Annotated in this window: 12 protein-coding genes; 6 read left to right on the top strand and 6 right to left on the bottom strand. The window is 61.8% G+C overall.

What is annotated here, in order from left to right:
* The first annotated feature begins 17 nt into the window (after positions 1-17).
* The 4 genes from ACZIYR_RS10250 to ACZIYR_RS10265 all read left to right on the top strand — a co-directional run bounded on the left by ACZIYR_RS10250 (position 18) and on the right by ACZIYR_RS10265 (position 5169).
* A complete protein-coding gene (locus ACZIYR_RS10250) occupies positions 18-1184 on the top strand; it encodes a 1-acyl-sn-glycerol-3-phosphate acyltransferase (RefSeq protein ID WP_483526615.1) in 1167 nt (388 codons plus the stop codon).
* A gap of 18 nt (positions 1185-1202) precedes the next feature.
* The gene (locus ACZIYR_RS10255; protein WP_483526616.1) at positions 1203-2381 is read left to right on the top strand and encodes a cation diffusion facilitator family transporter; all 1179 of its coding nucleotides are present in this window, start codon (positions 1203-1205) and stop codon (positions 2379-2381) included.
* 100 nt (positions 2382-2481) lie between these two features.
* Positions 2482-3189, top strand: coding sequence for a transglutaminase-like cysteine peptidase (locus ACZIYR_RS10260; RefSeq protein WP_473033667.1), 708 nt, complete (start codon positions 2482-2484; stop codon positions 3187-3189).
* Positions 3190-3249: 60 nt separating this feature from the next.
* Positions 3250-5169 (top strand): EAL domain-containing protein, encoded by a 1920-nt coding sequence (locus ACZIYR_RS10265; protein ID WP_483526617.1) that lies wholly within the window; start codon positions 3250-3252, stop codon positions 5167-5169.
* 98 nt (positions 5170-5267) lie between these two features.
* Here the strand turns inward: ACZIYR_RS10265 and ACZIYR_RS10270 are convergent, their stop codons facing one another.
* The 6 genes from ACZIYR_RS10270 to ACZIYR_RS10295 form a co-directional block, all read right to left on the bottom strand.
* On the bottom strand, positions 5268-5603 hold the full coding sequence (locus tag ACZIYR_RS10270) for a tryptophan synthase subunit beta like protein (RefSeq protein ID WP_483526618.1): 336 nt from the start codon (positions 5601-5603) through the stop codon (positions 5268-5270).
* A gap of 94 nt (positions 5604-5697) precedes the next feature.
* A complete protein-coding gene (locus ACZIYR_RS10275; protein WP_483526619.1) occupies positions 5698-13419 on the bottom strand; it encodes a BapA/Bap/LapF family large adhesin in 7722 nt (2573 codons plus the stop codon).
* Between the two features lie 190 nt (positions 13420-13609).
* Complete coding sequence (locus tag ACZIYR_RS10280) at positions 13610-14230, bottom strand: LuxR C-terminal-related transcriptional regulator (RefSeq protein ID WP_483526620.1); 621 nt, start codon at positions 14228-14230, stop codon at positions 13610-13612.
* Positions 14230-15660 carry an HlyD family type I secretion periplasmic adaptor subunit gene (locus ACZIYR_RS10285; protein WP_483526621.1) on the bottom strand — a complete coding sequence of 477 codons (1431 nt, stop codon included), beginning with the start codon at positions 15658-15660 and terminating at the stop codon, positions 14230-14232. The genes ACZIYR_RS10280 and ACZIYR_RS10285 overlap by 1 nt, the downstream gene beginning before the upstream one ends.
* Complete coding sequence (locus ACZIYR_RS10290) at positions 15660-17768, bottom strand: type I secretion system permease/ATPase (RefSeq protein WP_483529069.1); 2109 nt, start codon at positions 17766-17768, stop codon at positions 15660-15662. The genes ACZIYR_RS10285 and ACZIYR_RS10290 overlap by 1 nt, the downstream gene beginning before the upstream one ends.
* Positions 17769-17934: 166 nt before the next feature.
* Positions 17935-20226, bottom strand: a complete 2292-nt coding sequence (locus ACZIYR_RS10295) for a TolC family outer membrane protein (protein ID WP_483526622.1) — start codon at positions 20224-20226, stop codon at positions 17935-17937.
* Between the two features lie 452 nt (positions 20227-20678).
* On the opposite strand from ACZIYR_RS10295, the gene ACZIYR_RS10300 reads away from it, so the two are divergent.
* Both ACZIYR_RS10300 and thiI read left to right on the top strand, forming a co-directional pair.
* Entirely contained in the window at positions 20679-20960 is a 282-nt protein-coding gene (locus ACZIYR_RS10300) for a hypothetical protein (protein WP_473033675.1), read from the top strand.
* Positions 20961-21104: 144 nt separating this feature from the next.
* Positions 21105-22589 carry a tRNA uracil 4-sulfurtransferase ThiI gene (gene thiI, locus ACZIYR_RS10305; RefSeq protein WP_483526623.1) on the top strand — a complete coding sequence of 495 codons (1485 nt, stop codon included), beginning with the start codon at positions 21105-21107 and terminating at the stop codon, positions 22587-22589.
* Positions 22590-22621 lie beyond the last annotated feature (32 nt).

Here is a 22621-nt window from a genome sequence, read left to right on the forward strand (position 1 = left end):
GCCGACAAGACGCAACAATGAACGACGCGACTCCCCCCGCGCAGGATCCCTGGGCCGACATCCGCCCCTATCACGACGACGAGGTCGCCGCGGTGCTGACACGCCTGGCCGGCAATCGGGAGCTGCTGGACGCCCTGACCCGCTACCGTCTGCCGCGACTGAGCCGGCTGCTGCCCGGCCTGGCCCGAGCCATCGCCGCTTTCGCCATTCGCCGGGAAACCCGCGGCGTGGCCAGCGTGCACGACTTCCAGATGCGCGTCGCCTACTACATGGAGCGCATGATTCGTACCTCCACCGCCGACTTTCGGGTCGACGGCCTGGAGCACCTGGCGCCGGATACCGCCTATTTGTTCATCGGCAACCATCGCGACATCGCCCTGGACCCGGCCTTCGTCAACTTCGCCCTGCACCAGGCGGGGCGCGACACGGTGCGCATTGCCATCGGCGACAACCTGCTCAAGAAGCCCTACGTCACCGACCTGATGCGGCTCAACAAGAGCTTCATCGTGCCCCGGGCCCTGCGTGGCAAGCGCGCCATGCTGGCCGCCTACCAGACGCTCTCCGACTATATCCGCCACTCCATCACCGCCGACAACCACTCCATCTGGATGGCCCAGCGGGAGGGGCGCGCCAAGGACGGGATCGACCGCACCGATCCTGCCATCATCAAGATGCTGACCATGGCGCGCCGTCGTGAGGATCGCCAGGCCCCCATCGGCGACGCCATCGCCGAGCTAAGGCTGGTGCCGGTATCGATCAGCTACGAGTACGACCCCTGCGACCTGCAGAAGGCCCGCGAGCTGCACGCCGTGCACACCGCTGGTCGCTACGACAAGGGGGAGTTCGAGGATATTCTCTCCATCGTTACCGGCATTACCGGCCACAAGGGGCGCGTGCAGCTGCGCTTCGGAGAGCCGCTGGGCCCCGGCTTCGATACGCCCGAAGCCGTCGCGGCAGAGATCGACCGCCAGGTCATCTCGGGCTATCGCCTCTTCCCCAGTCACTATCTGGCGCTGGAGGCCCTCGGCGACGCCCCCGAGCTGCTGGATATGCAGGAGGTGACCGAGGCCGATCGCGCCCGCTTCCAGGCACGTCTGCACGAGATTCCCCCGGCGCTACGCGAATGGTGGCTGGCCCAGTATGCCAATCCGGTTCGCCATCGTGCCGGAATGATCGACAGCTGACCGCGGAGGGCGAGCGCCATGGGGCACACCCCCTCGCACCATTCACCGGACCAGGGCGCCCAGACCCGCGAGGCCCACAAGGTCACGCTGATCGGCGCCGCGGTGGACTTCCTGCTCGGCCTGATGAAGCTCATCACCGGCTGGCTGGTTGGCTCGGCGGCGCTGATCGCCGACGGTATCCACTCCTTTTCCGACCTGGTGACCGATGCCTTCGTGCTGGCCGCCACCCACTTCGGTCGCCAGGCTCCCGATAGCAATCACCCCTACGGTCACGGCCGCATCGAGACCCTGGCGACGCTGTGGCTGGGCAGCGTGCTGATCTTCGTCGCCGGCGGCATCGCCTGGGCGAGCCTCGTGCGTCTGATCGGCGGCGAACCGATTGCCGCACCCGGCCTCTGGGCCATCGGTGTCGCGATTCTCGCTCTGCTCGCCAAGGAGTGGATCTTCCGCTATACGATGCGCGTGGCCAGGCGAGTCAACTCCAGGCTGCTGGAGGCCAACGCCTGGCACTCTCGCTCCGACGCGCTCTCCACGGTGGTGGTGCTGGTGGGCCTGGTGGCCGCCCAGTTCGGAGCCGGCTGGGTCGACGCGGCGGCCGCCATCATCGTTGGCGTCATGGTCGGCCGAGTGGGATGGCGGCTGCTGTGGGAGTCCAGTCAGGAACTGATCGATACGGCGCTGCCGGCGACAGAGCGCGAGGCCATGCAGACCCTGGCGGAGACCGTGCCCGGCGTGCAGGGCGTGCATGACCTGCGAACCCGATCGCTGGGCAGCCAGGCGGTGCTCGATCTGCATATCGTGGTAGCCCCTCGACTCACGGTGTCGGAGGCCCATGAGATCGGCAACGAAGTCAGCCGACGCCTGCGCGAGGACAATCCCGCCCTGGCCGATGTCACCTTCCATATCGACCCCGAGGACGACGCCGGGGAGACCGAGCACAGCCTGCGCCCCGGCCTGCCCCTGCGCCGCGATGTAGAAGGGGTGCTAGACAGGGTGTGGTCATCCAGCGCCGTTTGGCAGAGTCGGGTAGCGCTGGACCTGCACTACCTCGACAACCAGGTCGATGTCTCCGTCTATGTCAATGCCCTGCCCGCCGGTCAGAGCCTGGAGGCTGCCGCCAGGGAGCTGCGTGACGCCTCCCGGGAACTGACCTGGCTCGGTCGTCTGCGGGTCTGGCAAGGGCCGGGGAAAGGCTGAACGTGAACTGATGCCAACGACTGGGGTCCCTGGTACCGGTAGCAACGCCGGCACCCGCCTCCTACACTTGAGCAAGTGCTCATTCATCCTGCGACACTTCATGCGACAGCCCATCACCTCCCATCGCTGCCACACCGGACGCCGCCGCTTTCTGGTGGGCCTGGGAGCGCTTGTGCTGACGGCGGGCCTGGGGCTGACGTCCGCCCCGCTCGAGGCCGGCATCAACCGCGCCCGGCTGCGCGACAGCATGCGCCAGATGCACGGGCCGCAAGGGGTCCAGGCGCTGGAGGATTGGTTCGACCTGCTCGACCAGCTTCGCCACAGCGACCTCGAAACACAGCTTCGCAGTGTCAACGATTTCTTCAATCGTCGGATACGCTGGGTGGACGACATCGACAACTGGGGGCAAGAGGACTTCTGGGCGACACCGCTGGAAACCCTGGGCCAGGGTCAGGGCGACTGCGAGGACTATTCGATCGCCAAGTATATCTCCCTCAAGGAGCTGGGCGTCCCGGGAGATCGGCTGCGGCTGATCTATGTCAGGGCCCGGATCGGTCGCAGCCAGATCGTGCAGGCCCACATGGTGCTGGGCTACTACCAGACCCCCGCCGCCGAGCCGCGCATCCTCGACAACCTGGTGCCCTCGATCACGCCGGCCTCGCAGCGCACCGACCTGGACCCGGTCTTCAGTTTCAACAGCGAAGGGCTCTGGGCAGGCGGCTCGACCCAATCCAGGGCCGACCCGCTGGCACGTCTGTCGCGCTGGCGCAGCGTCGTCGGCCGCATGCAAGAACAAGGATTTATCTGAGCCGCCACAACAACACGCGACCACGCGACAAGGGACCTAACGCCCGCAGGGGGAGACAAGATGTCACTGATCAAGCAGCTCTGGTTGACCATCGTGGCACTGCTGATACTGGCCTTCGTTGGCAGTCTGTTCGTCAGTATCAGCAGCAGCCGGCACTATATCGAGCAGGAAGTCCGCATCAAGAATAGCGATAACGCCAACGCCCTGGCGCTGTCCATGAGCCAGCTGGAAAAGGACCCGGTGATTCTCGAGCTGCTACTGGCTGCCCAGTTCGATACCGGCCACTATCGGCGCATCGAGCTGCGCGACCCCGAGGGCCAAGTCATCGAACGGCGCGTCGGCAACGAGGCCATCGACGAGGTCCCCGGCTGGTTCGTGAACCTGGTGCGATTCGACGTGCCACCGGGGCGCGCCGTGGTCCAGGATGGCTGGCGTCAGTACGGCACCCTGATTCTCGAGAGTCACCACAGCTTTGCCTACCATTCGCTGTGGCGCAGCAGCCTGACGCTTGCCGGCTGGTTTGCCGTTGCCGCCGCCATCAGCCTGCTGCTGGCCGCCTGGATCGTGCGCACCATCCGCCAGCCGCTACGCAACGTAGTGAATCAGGCCCAGGCCATCGGCGAGCAGCGCTTCGTCACCTCGCCGGAACCGAGAACCCGTGAGCTACGCGAGCTGGTCAAGGCCATGAACCGCCTCTCGGAAAGCGTGCGCACCATGCTGGGCAGGGAGAGCGAGAAGCTCGACCAGCTCAGGCGCCGCCTGCAGCACGACCCGGTGACCGACACCCTGGCCCGCGCCCCCTTCCTGGAGCGTCTCGAGTCAAGCCTGGCCAGCGACAGCCACGATGCCAGCGGCACCCTGGCCATGATTCGCGTCGGCAATCTGAGCGAGGTGAATCAGCAGCTCGGCCACCAGAAAACCGATGCCCTGCTGGTCGAGCTAGCACGCCGCCTCAAGCAGCTCAGCCTGATGAACGGCGATGGCCGGGTAGGCCGTCTCAACGGCAGCGACTTCGCTCTACTGATTCCCCGCGCCCACGACCTGAAAAGGCTGGGGGACGAGCTGACCGAGCACCTCGAAGCGCTTGTCAACCAGTCTGGCGCCTCTCTGACGCTACCCTCGGCGCTGACAGAGTACGCCCAGGGCAAGAGTCGCGAAGGTTTGCTGGCAAGCCTCGACGGGGCCCTAGCCGCCGCCGAGAACCAGGGCGTTGTCGGCCAGGTCATCGTGGAATCCCCCGATCAGGAAGCCCTATTCACCACCCATGACGAGTGGCGGCATGCCTTGGAAGACGCCCTGAAGCAAGGCGTCTATCTCGCCCACTTCCCGGTCCTGGACACCGAGGGCAAGCTGCTCCACTACGAGGCCCCCACGCGCCTCAAGCTAAAGGGCGAGTGGCGACCGGCCGGGGTCTTCCTGCCGTGGATTTCGCGCCTGGAGATGGCCACCCAGCTGGATCTCGCCGCGGTGGCGGCAGCGCTAGACGACACGGCGATAAGCGGCAAGCCCGTTGGCATCAACCTTTCCCCGCGCTCACTGCGCGACGGGCGATTCGTCAGCGAACTGATCGCCACGCTTCGCGCCCACCCGCAGGAAGCCGCACGGCTGTGGCTGGAGCTGCCGGAAGCAGTCGCCATCCACAATCCCGAAGGGTTCAGCAGCCTGTGTCGTGAAGTACGGACGCTGGGATGCCAGATGGGCCTGGAGCACGCCACCAGCCAGTTCGGGCAGATCGAGGGGCTGCAGCACCTCGGGCTAAGCTATCTGAAAACCGACGCCTCGTTAAGCAAGGGCATCGCAGAGAATCAGGAGCATCAGAGCCTGCTGCGAGGCGTGTCGACCCTGGCCCACTCGCTGGGCATCACAGTCATTGCCGAGGGGGTGGAGACTCAAACGGCAGCCCGCACGCTGTTCGAACTCGGCATGGACGGGGTGACCGGCCCGGGAGTTCGCCAGAACGGCAGCGAGCGCAAGGACTGACGACCTGCAGGCAAGGCGGTGCGTGGATCCGCTAGGCACAGAGCGGCGGTAAGTGCCATGATCCACGCACCGCTGCCTCACCCCTGCCCTGGCGCGACTTAGATGACGCCGCTGTCGTCGTCGGTCTCCGACATCAAGCCGACGCTGTTCAAGCGCTGGCGAAGTGACTGACGCTCCATCAGCTTGCGCTGAGCGGGCTCAGGCAGGTCGGTAAAGCTGATGACGCCCTTGTCCATCAGCACATCGATCACATCCTCCAGTACCCGCACAAAATCCAGGTCGGACTTGGTCAGCGCCTGGTTCTTTAGCTCATCGTCGTCCCCGACGAAGGCCTGAAGCTCCGGCGAGCATGGGGGCGCAAACTCCCGGCACTCCTCGGTGGCCTCGCGGCTGACCTGGACGATCTCGCCCGACTCGTTGCGTTTGATGAACACACGTCTCTCCCCAGAGTGATGGCTTCGTTCTGCTTAGCCTAGCAAAAAGCCCCACCCGGCGAACCGGGCGGGGCCAACTCAACACAGTTAAAGGTTACTGATCGGTGGTGTTGGTCGTGGTATCCAACTCGTCGGGGCCGGAGGAATAGCCCACAGAAGGATCGTCACCGCCATTCACCGACTTCGGCATCTTGTCCATAGAGGAATCATCGTCTTTCAGAAGTTCATCGTCATCGCTGACGACATCCTGAAGCTTGATGCCATCTTCCTTCTCGTCCTCTTCGGCACGCTCATCCTTATCGTCTTTGTCAACACTGCCAGACTCGGCAACCTGCTCCCCCTCATCGGAGCTGTCAGAGTCGCCCTCGTCATCTTCAGCAGCATCCTCGGGCGCTGTGCCTGCCTCATCATCCTGTGCTGAATCTGCATTTTCATTCTCAGGCTCATCAATTGCGTCTTCACCCTCGATTACAGGCTCATTCGCACCTTCCTCGCCCTCTTTCTCGTCGCCTTCATCCTCATCTTTAGACTCTGACTCCGTGTCGTCTTCGTCTGTGGGCTCAGGCTCCACTTCATCATCTTCAACGGCATCCTCAGACTCATCGGAGGCGGCGGCATCTTCTTCCCCGCTTAGCGCGTCAAGGTCCTCCAGCGAGAAGAGACCAAAGCCTGTTGCCTGAATCTCGCCACCCTGGTCGCCAGCCGGCTGGGCATTGCCACCGATATCGATCGTCAATGTCGCCGTGACCGACTCTCCGGCCGGATGCGTCAGCTGGATCTCGAAGGCTTCTGACTTCCCTACGAAGTCCGCATTGGCTTCCGGCGTGTAGACATAGCTCCCATCTTTCTGAATCACCAGGGTGCCGTACTCTCCAGCCAGCGTCAGGCCCGCTTCACCGACCTCCTGCCAGTCTCCATCCGGCAGCTTGACGCTAAGGGTCGAGTTGATGGAGCCCGGCGTCGCCCCTTCAAGCACGTTACCTTCAAACTCACTGACCGAAAGCTCTTCATAGGGGTCGGCCAGGAACTCGGACTCAAGCCCACCCACGCTTACTGAGGGATAGTTGTAATTAAATATTGGCGGAAGTGGCCATACCAAATTGGACTCCCGACCGTCAGCTTCAGCCTCAAAGACAGCCTGATACTCACCGGACTCAAGCCCATCCACCGAGTGGGTGCCAGAGCCAACGGTGCCACCGACACCCTCGACCTGCTGCCAATCACCGTTGCTATCCAGCTTCTCCAGGTGCCACTTGAGAGAGGCCGAGCTGCTACCCGGTGAAGACAGTTCGGCGGTAAAGCTAAAGCTACCTGTGCCGCCCTCCTCAACCGTGAAGCTTTCGCTCTCCCATGTATCCTCGACGCCATTACTATGATTACTGGACGTTGTCTGAATCTGGCCACCACCTGCGATGGAGCCCGCAGGGACCGGATCGGGTGTCACGGTATCACTGTTGATCTCGGCGCTGGCCTGCTGGCTATCCAGATCAATCGAGTTGACGGCACCCTCCAGGGTGATGGTCAGCGTCGAGGGCACACGATCTCCATCGGCATCCTGGAGGTAATAAGTGAATACGTCCTCCTTGTCTTCTCCGATATTAATGTTGTCGCGTGTTTCGCGGCTAACCTCATAGGTATAGCTGCCATCATCACTTACGATCAGCGTGCCAAACTGCCCTTCAATTGACAGCGTCTCCCCCTCGGCAACTGCCTGATCTCCCTCGGCCGTGGACCACAGCAGCGGCTCCTCTTCATCAGGGCCATCGGCACCCCAGAATGGCTCTTCAATCTGCCCCGTGAGCACAGGAAGATCATCCGTAGAGGAAATTCGTCCAACCAGTTCGAAGCTGTTGGATGCATCCTCGAAGGTGATCACTTCGTTGACGGGCTCGCCATCCGGCTCGCCGATAGGCTTGAAGCCAAGGATATCGAAGACATACTCACGATCACCGACTTCAATCGGTACCTGAGTCATGGCATTGGAGATAGTGACGATATCCGCAGCCTCTTCAGGGGGCAGCGGATTACCCCAATCATCATAGTTGGGCGTCTCATCATGCTCGATATTGATGGTGTGCGTCACCGTCGTCTCGACACCATCAATCACAATGGTGAACTCCATAGTCAGATCGACTGACTGAAGCACGCCCCCATCAGCAAAGATCGGGAAATTGTTATGGGTAAAAGTGCCAAGCACAAAAGTCTGGTCAACCTTACCGGTGTCAAGATCACGCAGGTCTTCATTATCATCGAAGACATAATTCGAGCCTTCAGAGCCACCCGCCGGAGTACCCCAGGAAATCAGATCCTTGAAGTCATCCTCATCGAGATCCTCAGCGTTGAACTGACCGTTAGTGGTGTTGATATTGATCCACCCCGCAGCCCAGTCACCCACGATGACCTCGCTGATCGGCACCTGAATGGTTTGACCACCCTCGAACTCACCAGGCACGTCATCAATGATGACAATCGACATCTCGGACTCAGAGGTGCTGTCAAAGCGATCCTCAAGAACTACCGACACCTCTTTCTCCAACTCATCTCGCCCTTGCTCGTCGTGGGCTAGCGAGTTGTCTTTCAGCTCATAGGTGTAGCTGACCTCACCACCATACAGATCGCCATCGAAACCGGTGATGGAGAGTACGTTACCACTTGGAAGCTCAATCACCACGGGGGCACTATTTGAAAGTTCCTGCAAGTTCTCCCAGGTAATTTCCTTCCCAGCCACGGTCAACGAGCGAATACCCCCCTCGGCCTCGAGAGTAAAGGTGTCGTGCTGCAACAGGTTGCCTTCGCCTTCTTTAGTGCCGCCTTCCAGCCAGGCTTCATCGACAACCACATCGCCACCTGAAGCACCCAGTCCAAGAATTGCCGGCCCATCAGGATCTGACGGCGGATTTGGCTCATTAACAGACTCGACAGGCTCGAAGGTGATGTCGAAATCACTTGAGGCAGGATCGCCATCACCATCAACCACATCAACGTTTACAGGTAGCTGGTACGGGAGCAGCGTATCCAGGAACGTCCCGCTAAAGTCATTGACATTATACTGATCGCCACCTGAGCTTCCGTAGAAACGAATTTCATCGAAACCATCAGGGTAATCAACCGTCAACTCAGAGCCTGTGCCAACCGACTCACCGCCGCTGAAAATCTCCCAGCTCATCGCGCCGCTGTTACCCATCTTGAAGGAAAGCTCTGTCAGTTGCTGACTGAATTGCGCCACGAGCGTCTCACCGGCACCAATCAGATTGTTGTCGACACCAATCCCATTGGTTGACCAGTTGACTTGCCCACCCAAGGCAAAGAACTCTGCCTCCAGGTTCGGGCTGCTGATTTCCAGCTCGCCATCTATGCCGCCGCCTTGCGTACCGGCCACATCAGAAGTAAAGGAGGCAGCTACCGGATCAAGCTCTTGGATCACATTGAGCTCGTAGCTATTGCCATCAATGCTGAAATCGATGGTAAATACCGGGCTTTCACTACTCTCGCCTTCCTTGAAGGCGATCAGCTGCTGGCTATCCTGATCAAACTCATACTGGAGCTTGCTGCCATTAGAGGTCAGGAAGGCAGTGTTTGACTCCCCGTCATCAGTATATTGAACCTGAATGAAGCCGCCGCTTTCCTGCAGCGTAACATTCTGCACGAAGGCACCGTCGCCATCAGCACCAATGGTGAGATTCAGGTCACCAGAAGCATCGCTGCCCTCAGCTGCGGACACGGTGACATCATCAATTCCAGCCTCATCAAACTCGGGAACATCATCGATGATCTCCACATCCAGCGAGGCTGGATCCGAATCACGCCCTAAGGTGTCGAAGAGAACGATTTCGAACTCTTTGAAGAGCGAGTTTCTTCCACCACCTTCCTCATGCTCAAGGTTATTGACCAGAGTGTATTCATACGACACTTCACCAGTCGCTGAATCATAGTTAATAAGCGACAGCGTATTCCCGGAAGAGGAGGTGATCTGGACCGGATCCGTCGGCTCAAGAGCCTCTAGCTCGGCAAGGGTAACTTCCTTGTCACCAACGGTCAGCTTGTCGATGCCTGCAGGTGCTACAAGGGTAAAGACACCGCCTTGTGTCAGCTTCTCTTCAGCAGGCTTGGTACCATCTTCAAGGTGCTTCTCGTTGAGCACGACATCAGCACCCTCTCCATCGAGACCCTGGATTTGGGGTGGGTCAACAGGCACTTCCACTATTGCGGAATCAAAATCAGTGATATTGAATTCATTCAGCAGACCTTCGGCAATCACCTGGTTGCCGGTCACGGTGACATTGGCCCCCGCCGGGTCGAACTGGCCGTTGCGGATCGCCTCGGCACCGTCCTCGGTCAGCACCAACACCGGGTTGCCGTCGCTGTCTTCTCCCAGTGCGAAGTAGCCTTCCTCGTTGCCGCCGGTGATCGCGTAGGTGACCTCACCGCCCAGCGCCGGATCGATGCCCGCGTAGTCGGTCTCGCTGCTGATGGTGAACGCCGTCTGGCCGGCTTCGGCATCGGCACTGCTGTCGAGGTCCAGGGCCGCGTCAACGCTGACCTCCAGGCTCGGGGACGGCGTCGGCACTTCAACGCCGGCATCGTCACTGGCGTTGAGCGTGAACTCGTTGAGCTCGCCCTCGGCAATCACCTGGTTGCCGGTCACGGTGACATTGGCCCCCGCCGGGTCGAACTGGCCGTTGCGGATCGCCTCGGCACCGTCCTCGGTCAGCACCAACACCGGGTTGCCGTCGCTGTCTTCTCCCAGTGCGAAGTAGCCTTCCTCGTTGCCGCCGGTGATCGCGTAGGTGACCTCACCGCCCAGCGCCGGATCGATGCCCGCGTAGTCGGTCTCGCTGCTGATGGTGAACGCCGTCTGGCCGGCTTCGGCATCGGCACTGCTGTCGAGGTCCAGGGCCGCGTCAACGCTGACCTCCAGGCTCGGGGACGGCGTCGGCACTTCAACGCCGGCATCGTCACTGGCGTTGAGCGTGAACTCGTTGAGCTCGCCCTCGGCAATCACCTGGTTGCCGGTCACGGTGACATTGGCCCCCGCCGGGTCGAACTGGCCGTTGCGGATCGCCTCGGCACCGTCCTCGGTCAGCACCAACACCGGGTTGCCGTCGCTGTCTTCTCCCAGTGCGAAGTAGCCTTCCTCGTTGCCGCCGCTGATCGTGTAGGTGACCTCACCGCCCAGCGCCGGATCGATGCCCGCGTAGTCGGTCTCGCTGCTGATGGTGAAGGCCGTCTGGCCGGCTTCGGCATCGGCACTGCTGTCGAGGTCCAGGGCCGCGTCAACGCTGACCTCCAGGCTCGGGGACGGCGTCGGCACTTCAACGCCGGCATCGTCACTGGCGTTGAGCGTGAACTCGTTGAGTTCGCCCTCGGCAATCACCTGGTTGCCGGTCACGGTGACATTGGCCCCCGCCGGGTCGAACTGGCCGTTGCGGATCGCCTCGGCACCGTCCTCGGTCAGCACCAACACCGGGTTGCCGTCGCTGTCTTCTCCCAGTGCGAAGTAGCCTTCCTCGTTGCCGCCGGTGATCGCGTAGGTGACCTCACCGCCCAGCGCCGGATCGATGCCCGCGTAGTCGGTCTCGCTGCTGATGGTGAACGCCGTCTGGCCGGCTTCGGCATCGGCACTGCTGTCGAGGTCCAGGGCCGCGTCAACGCTGACCTCCAGGCTCGGGGACGGCGTCGGCACTTCAACGCCGGCATCGTCACTGGCGTTGAGCGTGAACTCGTTGAGCTCGCCCTCGGCAATCACCTGGTTGCCGGTCACGGTGACATTGGCCCCCGCCGGGTCGAACTGGCCGTTGCGGATCGCCTCGGCACCGTCCTCGGTCAGCACCAACACCGGGTTGCCGTCGCTGTCTTCTCCCAGTGCGAAGTAGCCTTCCTCGTTGCCGCCGGTGATCGCGTAGGTGACCTCACCGCCCAGCGCCGGATCGATGCCCGCGTAGTCGGTCTCGCTGCTGATGGTGAACGCCGTCTGGCCGGCTTCGGCATCGGCACTGCTGTCGAGGTCCAGGGCCGCGTCAACGCTGACCTCCAGGCTCGGGGACGGCGTCGGCACTTCAACGCCGGCATCGTCACTGGCGTTGAGCGTGAACTCGTTGAGCTCGCCCTCGGCAATCACCTGGTTGCCGGTCACGGTGACATTGGCCCCCGCCGGGTCGAACTGGCCGTTGCGGATCGCCTCGGCACCGTCCTCGGTCAGCACCAACACCGGGTTGCCGTCGCTGTCTTCTCCCAGTGCGAAGTAGCCTTCCTCGTTGCCGCCGGTGATCGCGTAGGTGACCTCACCGCCCAGCGCCGGATCGATGCCCGCGTAGTCGGTCTCGCTGCTGATGGTGAACGCCGTCTGGCCGGCTTCGGCATCGGCACTGCTGTCGAGGTCCAGGGCCGCGTCAACGCTGACCTCCAGGCTCGGGGACGGCGTCGGCACTTCAACGCCGGCATCGTCACTGGCGTTGAGCGTGAACTCGTTGAGCTCGCCCTCGGCAATCACCTGGTTGCCGGTCACGGTGACATTGGCCCCCGCCGGGTCGAACTGGCCGTTGCGGATCGCCTCGGCACCGTCCTCGGTCAGCACCAACACCGGGTTGCCGTCGCTGTCTTCTCCCAGTGCGAAGTAGCCTTCCTCGTTGCCGCCGCTGATCGTGTAGGTGACCTCACCGCCCAGCGCCGGATCGATGCCCGCGTAGTCGGTCTCGCTGCTGATGGTGAACGCCGTCTGGCCGGCTTCGGCATCGGCACTGCTGTCGAGGTCCAGGGCCGCGTCAACGCTGACCTCCAGGCTCGGGGACGGCGTCGGGACTTCGATACCGGCAGAGTCGTCATCAGTGACCGTGATGCTATCCACCTCTTGGGTGCCGGTCACGGTGACATTGGCCCCCGCCGGGTCGAACTGGCCATTGCGGATCGCCTCGGCACCGTCCTCGGTCAGCACCAACACCGGGTTGCCGTCAGCGTCCTCGCCCAGTTCGAAGTAGCCGTTGTCATTGCCCCCGGTGATCACATAGGTAACGTCACCAGCCAAGGCGGGATCAATGCCGTCTAGCGTGGTCTCGCTGCTGATGGTGAACGCGGTCTGACCAGCTTCGGCATCGGCGCTGCTCTCCAGCTCCAGGACCGACTCGACGCTTACGCTCAGACTCGGTTCAGGCACCGGCTCCGGATCCTCGGGCTCCGGATCTTCCGGCTCGGGCTCAGGTTCCGGCTCGGGCTCGGGCTCGGGTTCCGGCTCAGGCTCGGGCTCGGGTTCCGGCTCAGGCTCGGGCTCGGGTTCCGGCTCGGGCTCGGGCTCGGGCTCAGGTTCCGGCTCCGGCTCTTCGACGGGCTCTTCCTCTTCTGCCAGCAGTGCAGGTTCATCTTCTGGGAAATCTACGGCGCCAAGCTCAATGCCTTGAGTTTCAAAGGCAAGCGGGTCGACGTCTTCAGCAATCCGCCCCAGCATCACGAAGCTATGGCCACCGTCAGCGGCACCACCCGGGCCTGCACCGGCAGCAGTAGCATCGAGCAGTTCGAGCAGGTCGCCTTCCCCTTCGTCGATCGCCGCAAGGAGGGCATCGAGGTCTTCATCTTCGGCACTAAAATCAAAGGCTTCAGCAGGCTCGCTGGCATCCAGCTCCGGTGCCATGACGATCTGCTGATCGCCAGCGATCACCGTGGGGTCCAGACCATCGCCAAAGTCGAGCTGCACGCGCGCGTTCTCCGCGGTGACGAGCACCTCCCCTTCTTGCAGGGTGTCCCCCACACGCAGCTCTCGTAGATTGCCATCGGCGTCGCGCGCCCAGGCCTGTCCGGTGATAGCTATGACAGTTGCGATGGTCATGGTAAGACTCCCTGCATGAAAGCGTTATCAAGGCAAGACGACACAAGGCCGGCTATTACCCTTAAGGTATCCGCTGTACGGAAGAAGCAGTATTGGACCGATGGACAGGTCAAGACACCCCACAAATGACATAGGCCGAGAAGCTTATGCCCTCGGCCTTTAGCATTGTGCAACCTGTCATTGACGTTGGTCAGGTAGAGCTCGACACAACCTCGGCGTTGCGCCCCGATAGCCGCAACACAAGCTGGATCCGGTCCCTCACACCCAGCTTGTGGAACACAGCACCAAGGTGCGCCTTGACGGTACGCTCGGTGATGCCCAGCTTTCGTGCCACTTCCTTGTTGGAAAGGCCCTCCAGCACTGCTTCGGCCACGGCTCGCTCCCGCTCTGTGAGATCGTCCAGCGCGCCAGCGCTCTCCTCATGGACGCCACCCAAGGCCCGGAACGTGCCACCTGCCACGCGGGCCATCAGCTCCGATGGCACCCAAATCCCTTGATGCGTCATTACGACTTGAACCTGACGGAGCACCTCCGGCGCAGCTAGCGCGTGAGTATATCCCCTGGCTCCGGCTTCCAGTGCCTGCAAGGCCTCTCTGGCCTCGGGTCGATACGTTAGCACTGCCATAAAGGCACCACGTGCAGCCAAGTCCCTGACCAGCTCCTCCCAACCATCCAACCTCGACATGACCCAGACACTGTCCCCACGACCTACGCTGCGAGCCTGATCGGGCACGATGATTTCAGCATCGCTGAAGGCCTCGCGCCAGCGTGGAAACTCATCACGTCCTTGACTGATGAAGTAGACCGCCATCATCGCTCTCCCATCGAATTGCTCCAGGCCCGCAATACGGGCTTCAGCATGAACTGCATCACAGTGCGCTTGCCGGTCATGATGTCGACTTGAGCCGTCATTCCGGGTATCACGGCAAGTTCACTGTCCACTTCTTCCCCCTCGATGCTGCGCACGCGCACCAGGTAGAAGGTATTGCCGTCATCGTCGGTGATCGTATCGGCACTGATATGGTCGAGTTCCGCCTGGAGTCCGCCATAGACGGCGAAGTCATAGGCGGTGAGCTTGATGGTGGCTGGCTGCCCGGGACGCAGGAAGGCGATATCCTGCGGCGCGATACGGGCCTCGACCAACAGCTGATCATCTGAGGGAACGATCTCGACGACTTCCTGCCCCTGCTGGGCCACCCCGCCGATGGTATTGATGTTGAGCCGCTGCACGACCCCATCCACCGGTGACCGAATCTCGGCGAGGCGCACCCGATCCTGCAGGCCAGCGCTCGACTCATCCAGCGCATTGAGGTCCCCCAGGGTTTGGGCCAGGTCGTTGCGCCAGTCGCTTCGCCGCTCGACGCCAAGCTCGCTCAACTGATTGCGGGCCTCTTCCACCGCCGCCTGCAGCCTGGCCATGGAGGCCTGGGCCTGATCCCGCTCACCGGTGGCACGTGACACCTCGCGCTCGAGTCTCAGCACATCCACTTCGGATACAGCACCGGATTCCAGCATCGGGCGAGTCAGGTTAAGCTCCCTGCTGGCCATATTGGCCTCACGCTGGGCAGTGTCGCGCCGGGCGGTTGCTTCATTGAGCTCCTCTTCACGCTGACGGATGCGGTCACGCAGCACCTGCTCCTGCTCACGAAGCTCCTCCCGCCGGCTTTCATACACCTCGCGCTCCTGGGCCACGATGTGTGGGGCTTCGACACGCAACTCCTCATCAGGATCGAACGGTGTATCGGTCACCAGCGCCCGCAGGCGTTCGGCACGTGCTTTCAACGCCAAGGCCTGTGCCCGATTCTCTCTGAAACTGGCGACAAAGCGCGTGGGGTCGATACGCATGAGGACCTGCCCCGCCTCAACCAGCTGCCCCTCTCTCACCAGGATTTCCTGAACCACGCCGCCATCGAAACTCTGTACACGCTGCAGTTGACTGGAGGGAATCACCCGCCCACTGCCGCGCGTCACTTCATCAATGGCAGCAAAGTAGGACCACACCAGCAGCGCCGCCACAGTCAGCAGCACGATGTAAAGAAAAGCACGTGCCCGAAGAGGATCCTGCTGCATGCGCGCCCAGTCAGCGTCACTCGCCCAATCACGATTGAGGTGGGCGGAGGTCACTCGCCTAGCGAATAGCCGGTCGATGAAAGGTCGAAACGGCTTGCCCCCGGCCTCCGAGAATCGCCCGATCGCTTCGAACCCCCGCTGTTCAGCGCTGCGACTATTCTTGCCGGCCATTAGCTTGCCCTCCCGATCTGCCCCTTGCGCAGTGCATCTACCACTTTGTCACGCGGACCGTCTGCAACCACCTTCCCGCCATCAATGACTATGATGCGGTCAACCAGGGAAAGCAGCGAGGTCCGATGGGTCACGACAATCATGGTCTTGGCGCGAGCATACTCCTTGAGGCTGGCCTTGAAGGCCTCTTCGCTGGCGTGATCCATCGAGCTGCTGGGTTCGTCGAGCAGCAGCACCTGAGGATCGTTGACCAGGGCACGGGCAATAGCCACGGCCTGGCGCTGGCCACCGGAGAGCGCCTGACCGCGCTCACCGACCTGCAGGTCAACCCCCTGAGGGTGGGCATTGACCAAGGCTTCTAGACCGCTGAGTTTGATGGCTCGCAGGAGCGCTTCATCGTCGACGCCATCGCTACCGCCACCGGCGACAATGTTCTCGCGCAGCGTCCCGAAGAACAGGTTAACGTCCTGGGGGACATAGCCGATCTGCCGGCGCAGCTGAAGCGGGTCGATCTGGCGCAGGTCAACGTCGTCGATCATCACGGCGCCGGCCGTCGGCTGGTAGAGACCCAGAATCAGTTTTTGCAGCGTAGTCTTGCCACAGCCAACGCGTCCGAGTAACGCTACCTTCTCCCCCGCCTCAATCTTGAGCGAAATATCACGCAGTGCCTCACGCTCCTCCTCAGGGTAGCGAAGGCTCACCTTGTCGAAGCGGATTTCACCACGGATCGCGGGGCGACTAACGAATGCCTTGCCCTCCGGACGCTCTATTGGGCGCTCCATGACATCATTGAGCGATTGCAGTGCGGTCGATGACTGGTGGTACTGGGCGAGCAGGGAGGCCGCCTGACTGACGGGCGCCATCGCCCGCGACGAAAGCAAATAAGCGGCTATCAATCCACCCTGGGTGAGATTGCCCTCCATGATCTGGTAGACGCCAATGATGATCACGCATACCGCTACGCTGTGCTGGGCCCAAAGCGCCACACTAGAGACGGAAGAGCTGACCAGGCGCAACTGGGCTGCCGTGCGCGACAGGAAAGCCGAGGCTTTCTCCCAAAAGGCTTGGATACGACTTTCTGCACGTAGCGCTTTCACCGTCTCGAGCTGCGAGACCGTTTCCACCAAGGTGGCATTACGCTGTGCACCAACCCGCCAGGTGGTTTCAGAGAGTTCATGCAGTTTACCCTGCGCGGCCAGCGCATAGAGCAGCACGAAGACGATCCCCACCAGCACGGGGATCACGAGTGGCGGACCAATCAAGGCGATGATCGCTGCAAACAGCAGAACGAAAGGCAAGTCGACCAAGGCCACCACCGTGGCTGACCCGATGAAGGAGCGAACGGATTCAAAAGACTGCAGTGTCGCAGCGAATGAGCCTGTGGAGGCGGGCTTGGCCTCCATACGCAACCCCAGCACGCGCGACATGATCGACGACGACAGTTTGACGTCGGCCCGGCTGGCAGCAAGATCAACAAAGGCGTTACGCATTAACCTTAACGCCAGATCGAAACACAGGACAACGAAGATTCCCGCTGCCAGGACCCAGAGGGTTTCCGTGGCATGGTTAGGCACGACCCTGTCGTATACGTTGAGGACGAACAGCGGCATCGCAACCGCGAACAGGTTGATCATCACCGAGCCGGCGATGACGTCACGATACAGCTTGCGATTTTCCCGAATGACGCCCCAGAACCAGTGGCGAGACCTCTGCTTCTTGATTTCCGGCCCACGCGCATCGAAATGAAAGCGTGGACGCACATAGATAGCATGCCCGCTATAACTGGACTGCAAGCCATCTAGGCTGACTTCACTGACCGCGTCGCCAAGCTCAGGAAAGATGACTTGAGCTCGTCGTGCCTTGAGATCGAGCGCCACGAGCACGCAGGCTCTCCCTGGTTCGAGAAGCAGCACGGCCGGAAACAGGGACGGGTTGAGCTGCACCAGGCGACTCTTAATCAAGCGCGCCGTCATGCCAACTCTGGCGGCAGCACGTGGGAAGACACCTGGCGTCACCCGACCGTCTTCAAGTGGGAGGCCTGCTACCAGTGACTCAGCGGTAGCCGTGCGATCATGGACCTTCGCTACTGTCTGGAGACATTCAAGCAGCTCATCCCGCACCACCGGGCGGGATGAGCCAGGCGACGTATCGAGGTTCTCTTGTTGCGTCACATACACCTCAGAGTTCAACCCACCCGGCATTGTGCCGGATGGGACATCAAGGGTAACCGGCTGAAGCGGATGTCAAGCCGGCAGGTGATAAATGCGACGCCTGTCATCCCTTTACGGCATAGCTGTCCGAGTAGCCCAGCCGAGACAGTTCATTTTGCAGCGCTTCCAGCTCCGCTGAACTCCCCACAGGTCCCAGCTGGACGCGGTAGAGGCCTCCTCCGTTCACTAGCCGCGCCGGCTGTGCAAGGGTGTCCGAGATTCTGTTCGCCAGCATCCCGGCACGCTCTGCGTCACTGAGTGCTACCACCTGCAGGTAGCTCTTATCAGCCGATGGCGCTTTCGGCAGCTCCTGCACAGAAGCGTGGCCTCCGGCATTGCCAATCCGCGGTTGGTCCACGTCTGAGACAGCCAGTTCATGGAAAATGCTCACGCCACTCATCCCTTGAGGCGTAGAGGCTTCGACCTGATCAGCGACGTCTTCTACCATGCCATCACGAGTCGATTCGAACGCAGGCGGTTGAAACGACAGGTCTGGCATTTCGCCATTGCGCTCCAGCGTGACCTCGACGCGGCGATTCTGACGCCGACCCTCCACCGTCTCGTTGCTGGCTACCGGACGATGGGAGCCATAGCCACGAGTTTCGATAAGCCCAGGGTCCACCCCCTGAGACGCCAGGTAGCTCGCCACGCTGTCGGCACGGCGCTGGGAGAGCGGGTCATTGATGGCGTCAGTGCCGGTAATATCCGCGTGGCCGGCGATGAAGATACGCTGCAGGTTGCCAATGCCGTCGATCTGAGCGACAAGAGCATCCAGCTCCTCTCTTGCGTTGGCGCTTAGCTCGGCGCTGTTGATGGCAAAGAGTGCATCGGCGGACAGTGTCACGTCAGGCGCACGCGTCGGTGCCGGGGCACTGACGCCACCGGTCAGATCCTGCAGGGTAAAGCCCGCAGGCCCTTCGACCGGGCAGATGACATCAGGGTTGATCTCCACACCCTCGCTGCCCAGCTCGGCGAGAGTGGGCATGTCATCGCGCATCACGCCCAAGGTTTGCATCAGCTGCCCCATGGCCGCGAGCGTCCGTGCATCGGCCAATGCAATATCATACTGTGCATTGACGAAGGCGCGGCTTGCTTCGAAATACTCGTTCTCGCTATCCAGCACATCCAGCAGCGTGCGCTCGCCGATATCGAACTGCTGCTGATAGGCTCCTCGGACACGGTCAATGGATTGGCGGTGCTCATTGAGATACTGCAGCTGCTCGCGAAGACGCCGGGTATCGTTGTAGGCGATCTGGGTGGTCTGGCGAACATTATGGCAGGCTAGTTCACGCTGATTTACCGCCTGCTCTACTCGGTCGCTGGCCGCTCGGAAAGAGGCGCGATCACTGCCCCCGCGGTACAGGTTCATGCTGGCCACCAATTCGATGCTATGACGGTCACGGCGACCCAGCGGGTCGAAATTGCCGTCATTGCTGTCATAGGTGCCGGTGCGTCCCCGCAGGTCGAGTCGTGGCTGAAAAGCAGAACGCGCTCCGTCTTCTTCTGCACGAGTCGCATTGATGTTCTCGATGGCGGCATGAAATTCGGGATTGCCCTGAAAGGCCATATCCACGGCCTGGGCCACCGACGGCGGCAGCCGGTCGTCGAGCTCGGGCGTGGGGGCCAGGTTCTCGGCGGGCAGGTGGCCAACGATACGCTGATAACGCGCCGTGACATCGTGCAGGTTGGATGCCTCGGTCATCAGGTTGGACTCGGCCAGCGCCAGACGCCCACTGATCTGCTGCAGGTCCACCCCACGGCCGGCACCGCTGCGCACCCGCTCCTCGATCTGGTCGAATACCCGCTGGTGCTCGCCGTAGTTCTCCTGGGCCAGCCTGACCAGGTCCCGGTAGCGGCTGACATCCAGATAGGCTCGTGCCGCCTCCAGAGCCACGTTCTCGCTGGCGCCCAGCAGCTCGTAGTACTGCACCAGCTTGGCTCGATTGAGCCGTTCGACCTCGCTACGCGTGGCAAAGCCGTCGTAGATCATCTGGCTGAGGGTCAGCTCGGCGAAACTGGTACTGTAGCTGCCGCGACCATCATCCTGGCGGTCTTCGCGCCCCACCCCTGCGGAGACATCGATACTGGGCAAGTAGTTGCCTCGGGCAACGCCCACGTCGTTGTCTGCGGCACGCAGGCCACTCCAGGCTGCCTGCACTTCAGGGTTGGTCGCCAAGGCCTGGCGAACTACCTCCTGAATGTCTGTCGAGCCGGGTGTCGCCATGCCGGGGGGCAGCGTCTGCGCCACGGCAGCGGAGATTGGCAGCAGCGTGAGCGAGGAGCCCACCACGAGGACCTTGGCAAGACGGCGGGCGCGAGTCAGTTCAGACCGAGTCAGTTCAGACAGGTGATTCATAGGGTTCCCTTATATGCGTATCGTCTTCGTCCGGGCATGCCCGCATGGGCTGCTCGGCGGGGTTGTGGATATTGGCTCTTATCGTTGTTGCGGGCCGCACCCCGGCGTGACAGGGCGGTGCATCCTTTCCCGATTCCCTTTCGAAACCCGTTCATGTCGACCTTTTTGGCAAGCCAAGCCAGTCTTAGAGGCATGAACGCAAGCATACTTTAAGCTGAAAGCATCTGATTTGTAATCAAGCGTAAACCATCTTGTCCGTTTGTCCAATAACTGCTTGTCCACGCTAGCGACGTCATCTCTGACACTCTCTGTAGGATATTTCTTACAAAGCCGCCTTAGCTGTCCTTGCTTCACCTCATGGCATATCGCGGATCGCCCCTCTTCCGGCCGACAGCAAACGTGATATCTTCGGCGCATAGCCAAACTGGGCGCATCATCACAAGGAGACCGCCATGTCCGCTTCGGAAATTCAGAAAACTCGCGTAATCAACGAGCTGCGTGGCTTCATCAAGAAACTGCTGCAGGACCCCAGGATTCTCGAACAGTCGCTGGAGGTCGCCCGGCGCCACCTGGGCGAGGGCAGCCAAGAGGACCTGATGGCCCGTATTGCCAACGAAATCTCCGAGACCACCAGCGTGCATATCCCCGAGGACCCGTCGGAGCACTCCGAGGCCGACAAGCTGTTCCTCGAGCTGCTGAAGGAAGTCGTGAGCGAGGAGCAAGCGCTCTACTGACGTCACCCCCTTTCTAGGAGTCTCCCCCACATGAGCCCGGCACTGGCCGGGCTCATGTGCTGTGGGCAACGACTCTCCCACGGCGGCCAGCTCTGGTATAATGCCAACCAATTGTTTTTACAAATCTTTCACAAGCGGTTGGCAATGTACTATCTGTTGAAGCTGTTCCCCGAGATCACCATCAAGTCACCCTCTGTACGGCGGCAAATGACGCGCTGCCTGGTCAGCAACGTGCGCAACGCCCTGCGGCCGCTTGGCGATGGAATCAGGGTGCGGGGCGGCTGGGACGCCCTGCGGGTCATGGTCGCCGAGGACGCCAGCGACCACCTGAAGGGTGAGCTGGAAACAGCGTTGACACGCATCCCCGGCATTCATGAGATTCAGAGCGTGGAAGAGGTCCCTTTTACCTCTTTCGATGATACGGCTCGACGACTAATTGAGGTCTGGCAGGCCGCCCTACCCGGCCGCGCTTTTCGGGTCAGCGTCAAGCGGCGCGGTGAGCACGACTTCAGCTCCGAGGACCTGGAGCGCTACCTGGGACGAGCGCTGCTGGATGCCGAGCCAAGTGCCCGGGTCAACCTCAAGCGCCCAGACCTCGATCTACGCCTCGACGTGGATGCCAACCGTCTGCGCCTGGTGCGCGAGCGCCGCAGCGGCCTGGGCGGCTATCCGCTAGGGGTTCAGGGCCAGGCACTGGCGCTGCTCTCCGGCGGCTACGACTCACCGGTAGCCGCCTGGAAAATGATCCGTCGCGGCATCAAGACTCATTTCCTGTTCTTCAGCCTGGGCGGCCCGGGCCATGAGCCGGCCGTGCGCGAAGTCGCCTACCAGCTTTGGCAGGACTATAGCCGCTCCCACCGGGTGAAATTCATCTCCATCCCCTTCGAAGCGGTGGTGGCAGAAATGCAGCGCAGCATCCCCGATGGGCTGATCGGGGTGGTGCTCAAGCGGATGATGATGCGCGCGGCCAGTCGGGTGGCATGCCGGGCGCGCATCCCGATGCTGGTCACGGGCGATGCGGTGGCGCAGGTATCCAGCCAGAGCCTGACCAACCTCGCCCTGATCGACGCTGCCAGCGACCTACCCATTCTTCGCCCGCTAATCGCCGAGGACAAGCAAGACATCATCGACACGGCTCGCGATATCGGCACGGCCCGCTTCGCCGAGTCGATGCCCGAGGTGTGCGGTGCCATCTCGCGCCGCCCCAATATCAAGGCGCCTCGCGCCAAGGTCCTCGCGGCCGAGCAGGAGTTCGACTTCTCGGTGCTGGACCGCGCCGTCGATCAGGCCAGCATTACCCGCTCCGACCGCCTGCTGGAAAACCGCCAGCCCCAAGCGGAGGTGCGCATCGTGCAAAGCGCTCGAGCGCTGGCCCAGGAGCCCGAACTTCGCGTGATCGACATTCGCACGCCGGATGAGCGCGATGCGGCACCGCTGCGCCTGCCGGTCGAACCGCTGGCCATCCCCTTCTATGAGCTGCAGTCACGCGCTGACAGCCTGCCCGATGATCGACACTACCTGCTCTACTGCGATCAGGGCGTGATGAGTCGTCTGCAGGCCCTGCACCTGGCCGACAGAGGGCTCAACCACTTCGGGGTCTACCGGGAGGGCGCTTCAACGGAATCTTGACGACCCTCCCCAACGGGCCGAGTTCGAGCTAC

This window comes from Billgrantia sp. NRB1 (assembly GCF_056921725.1).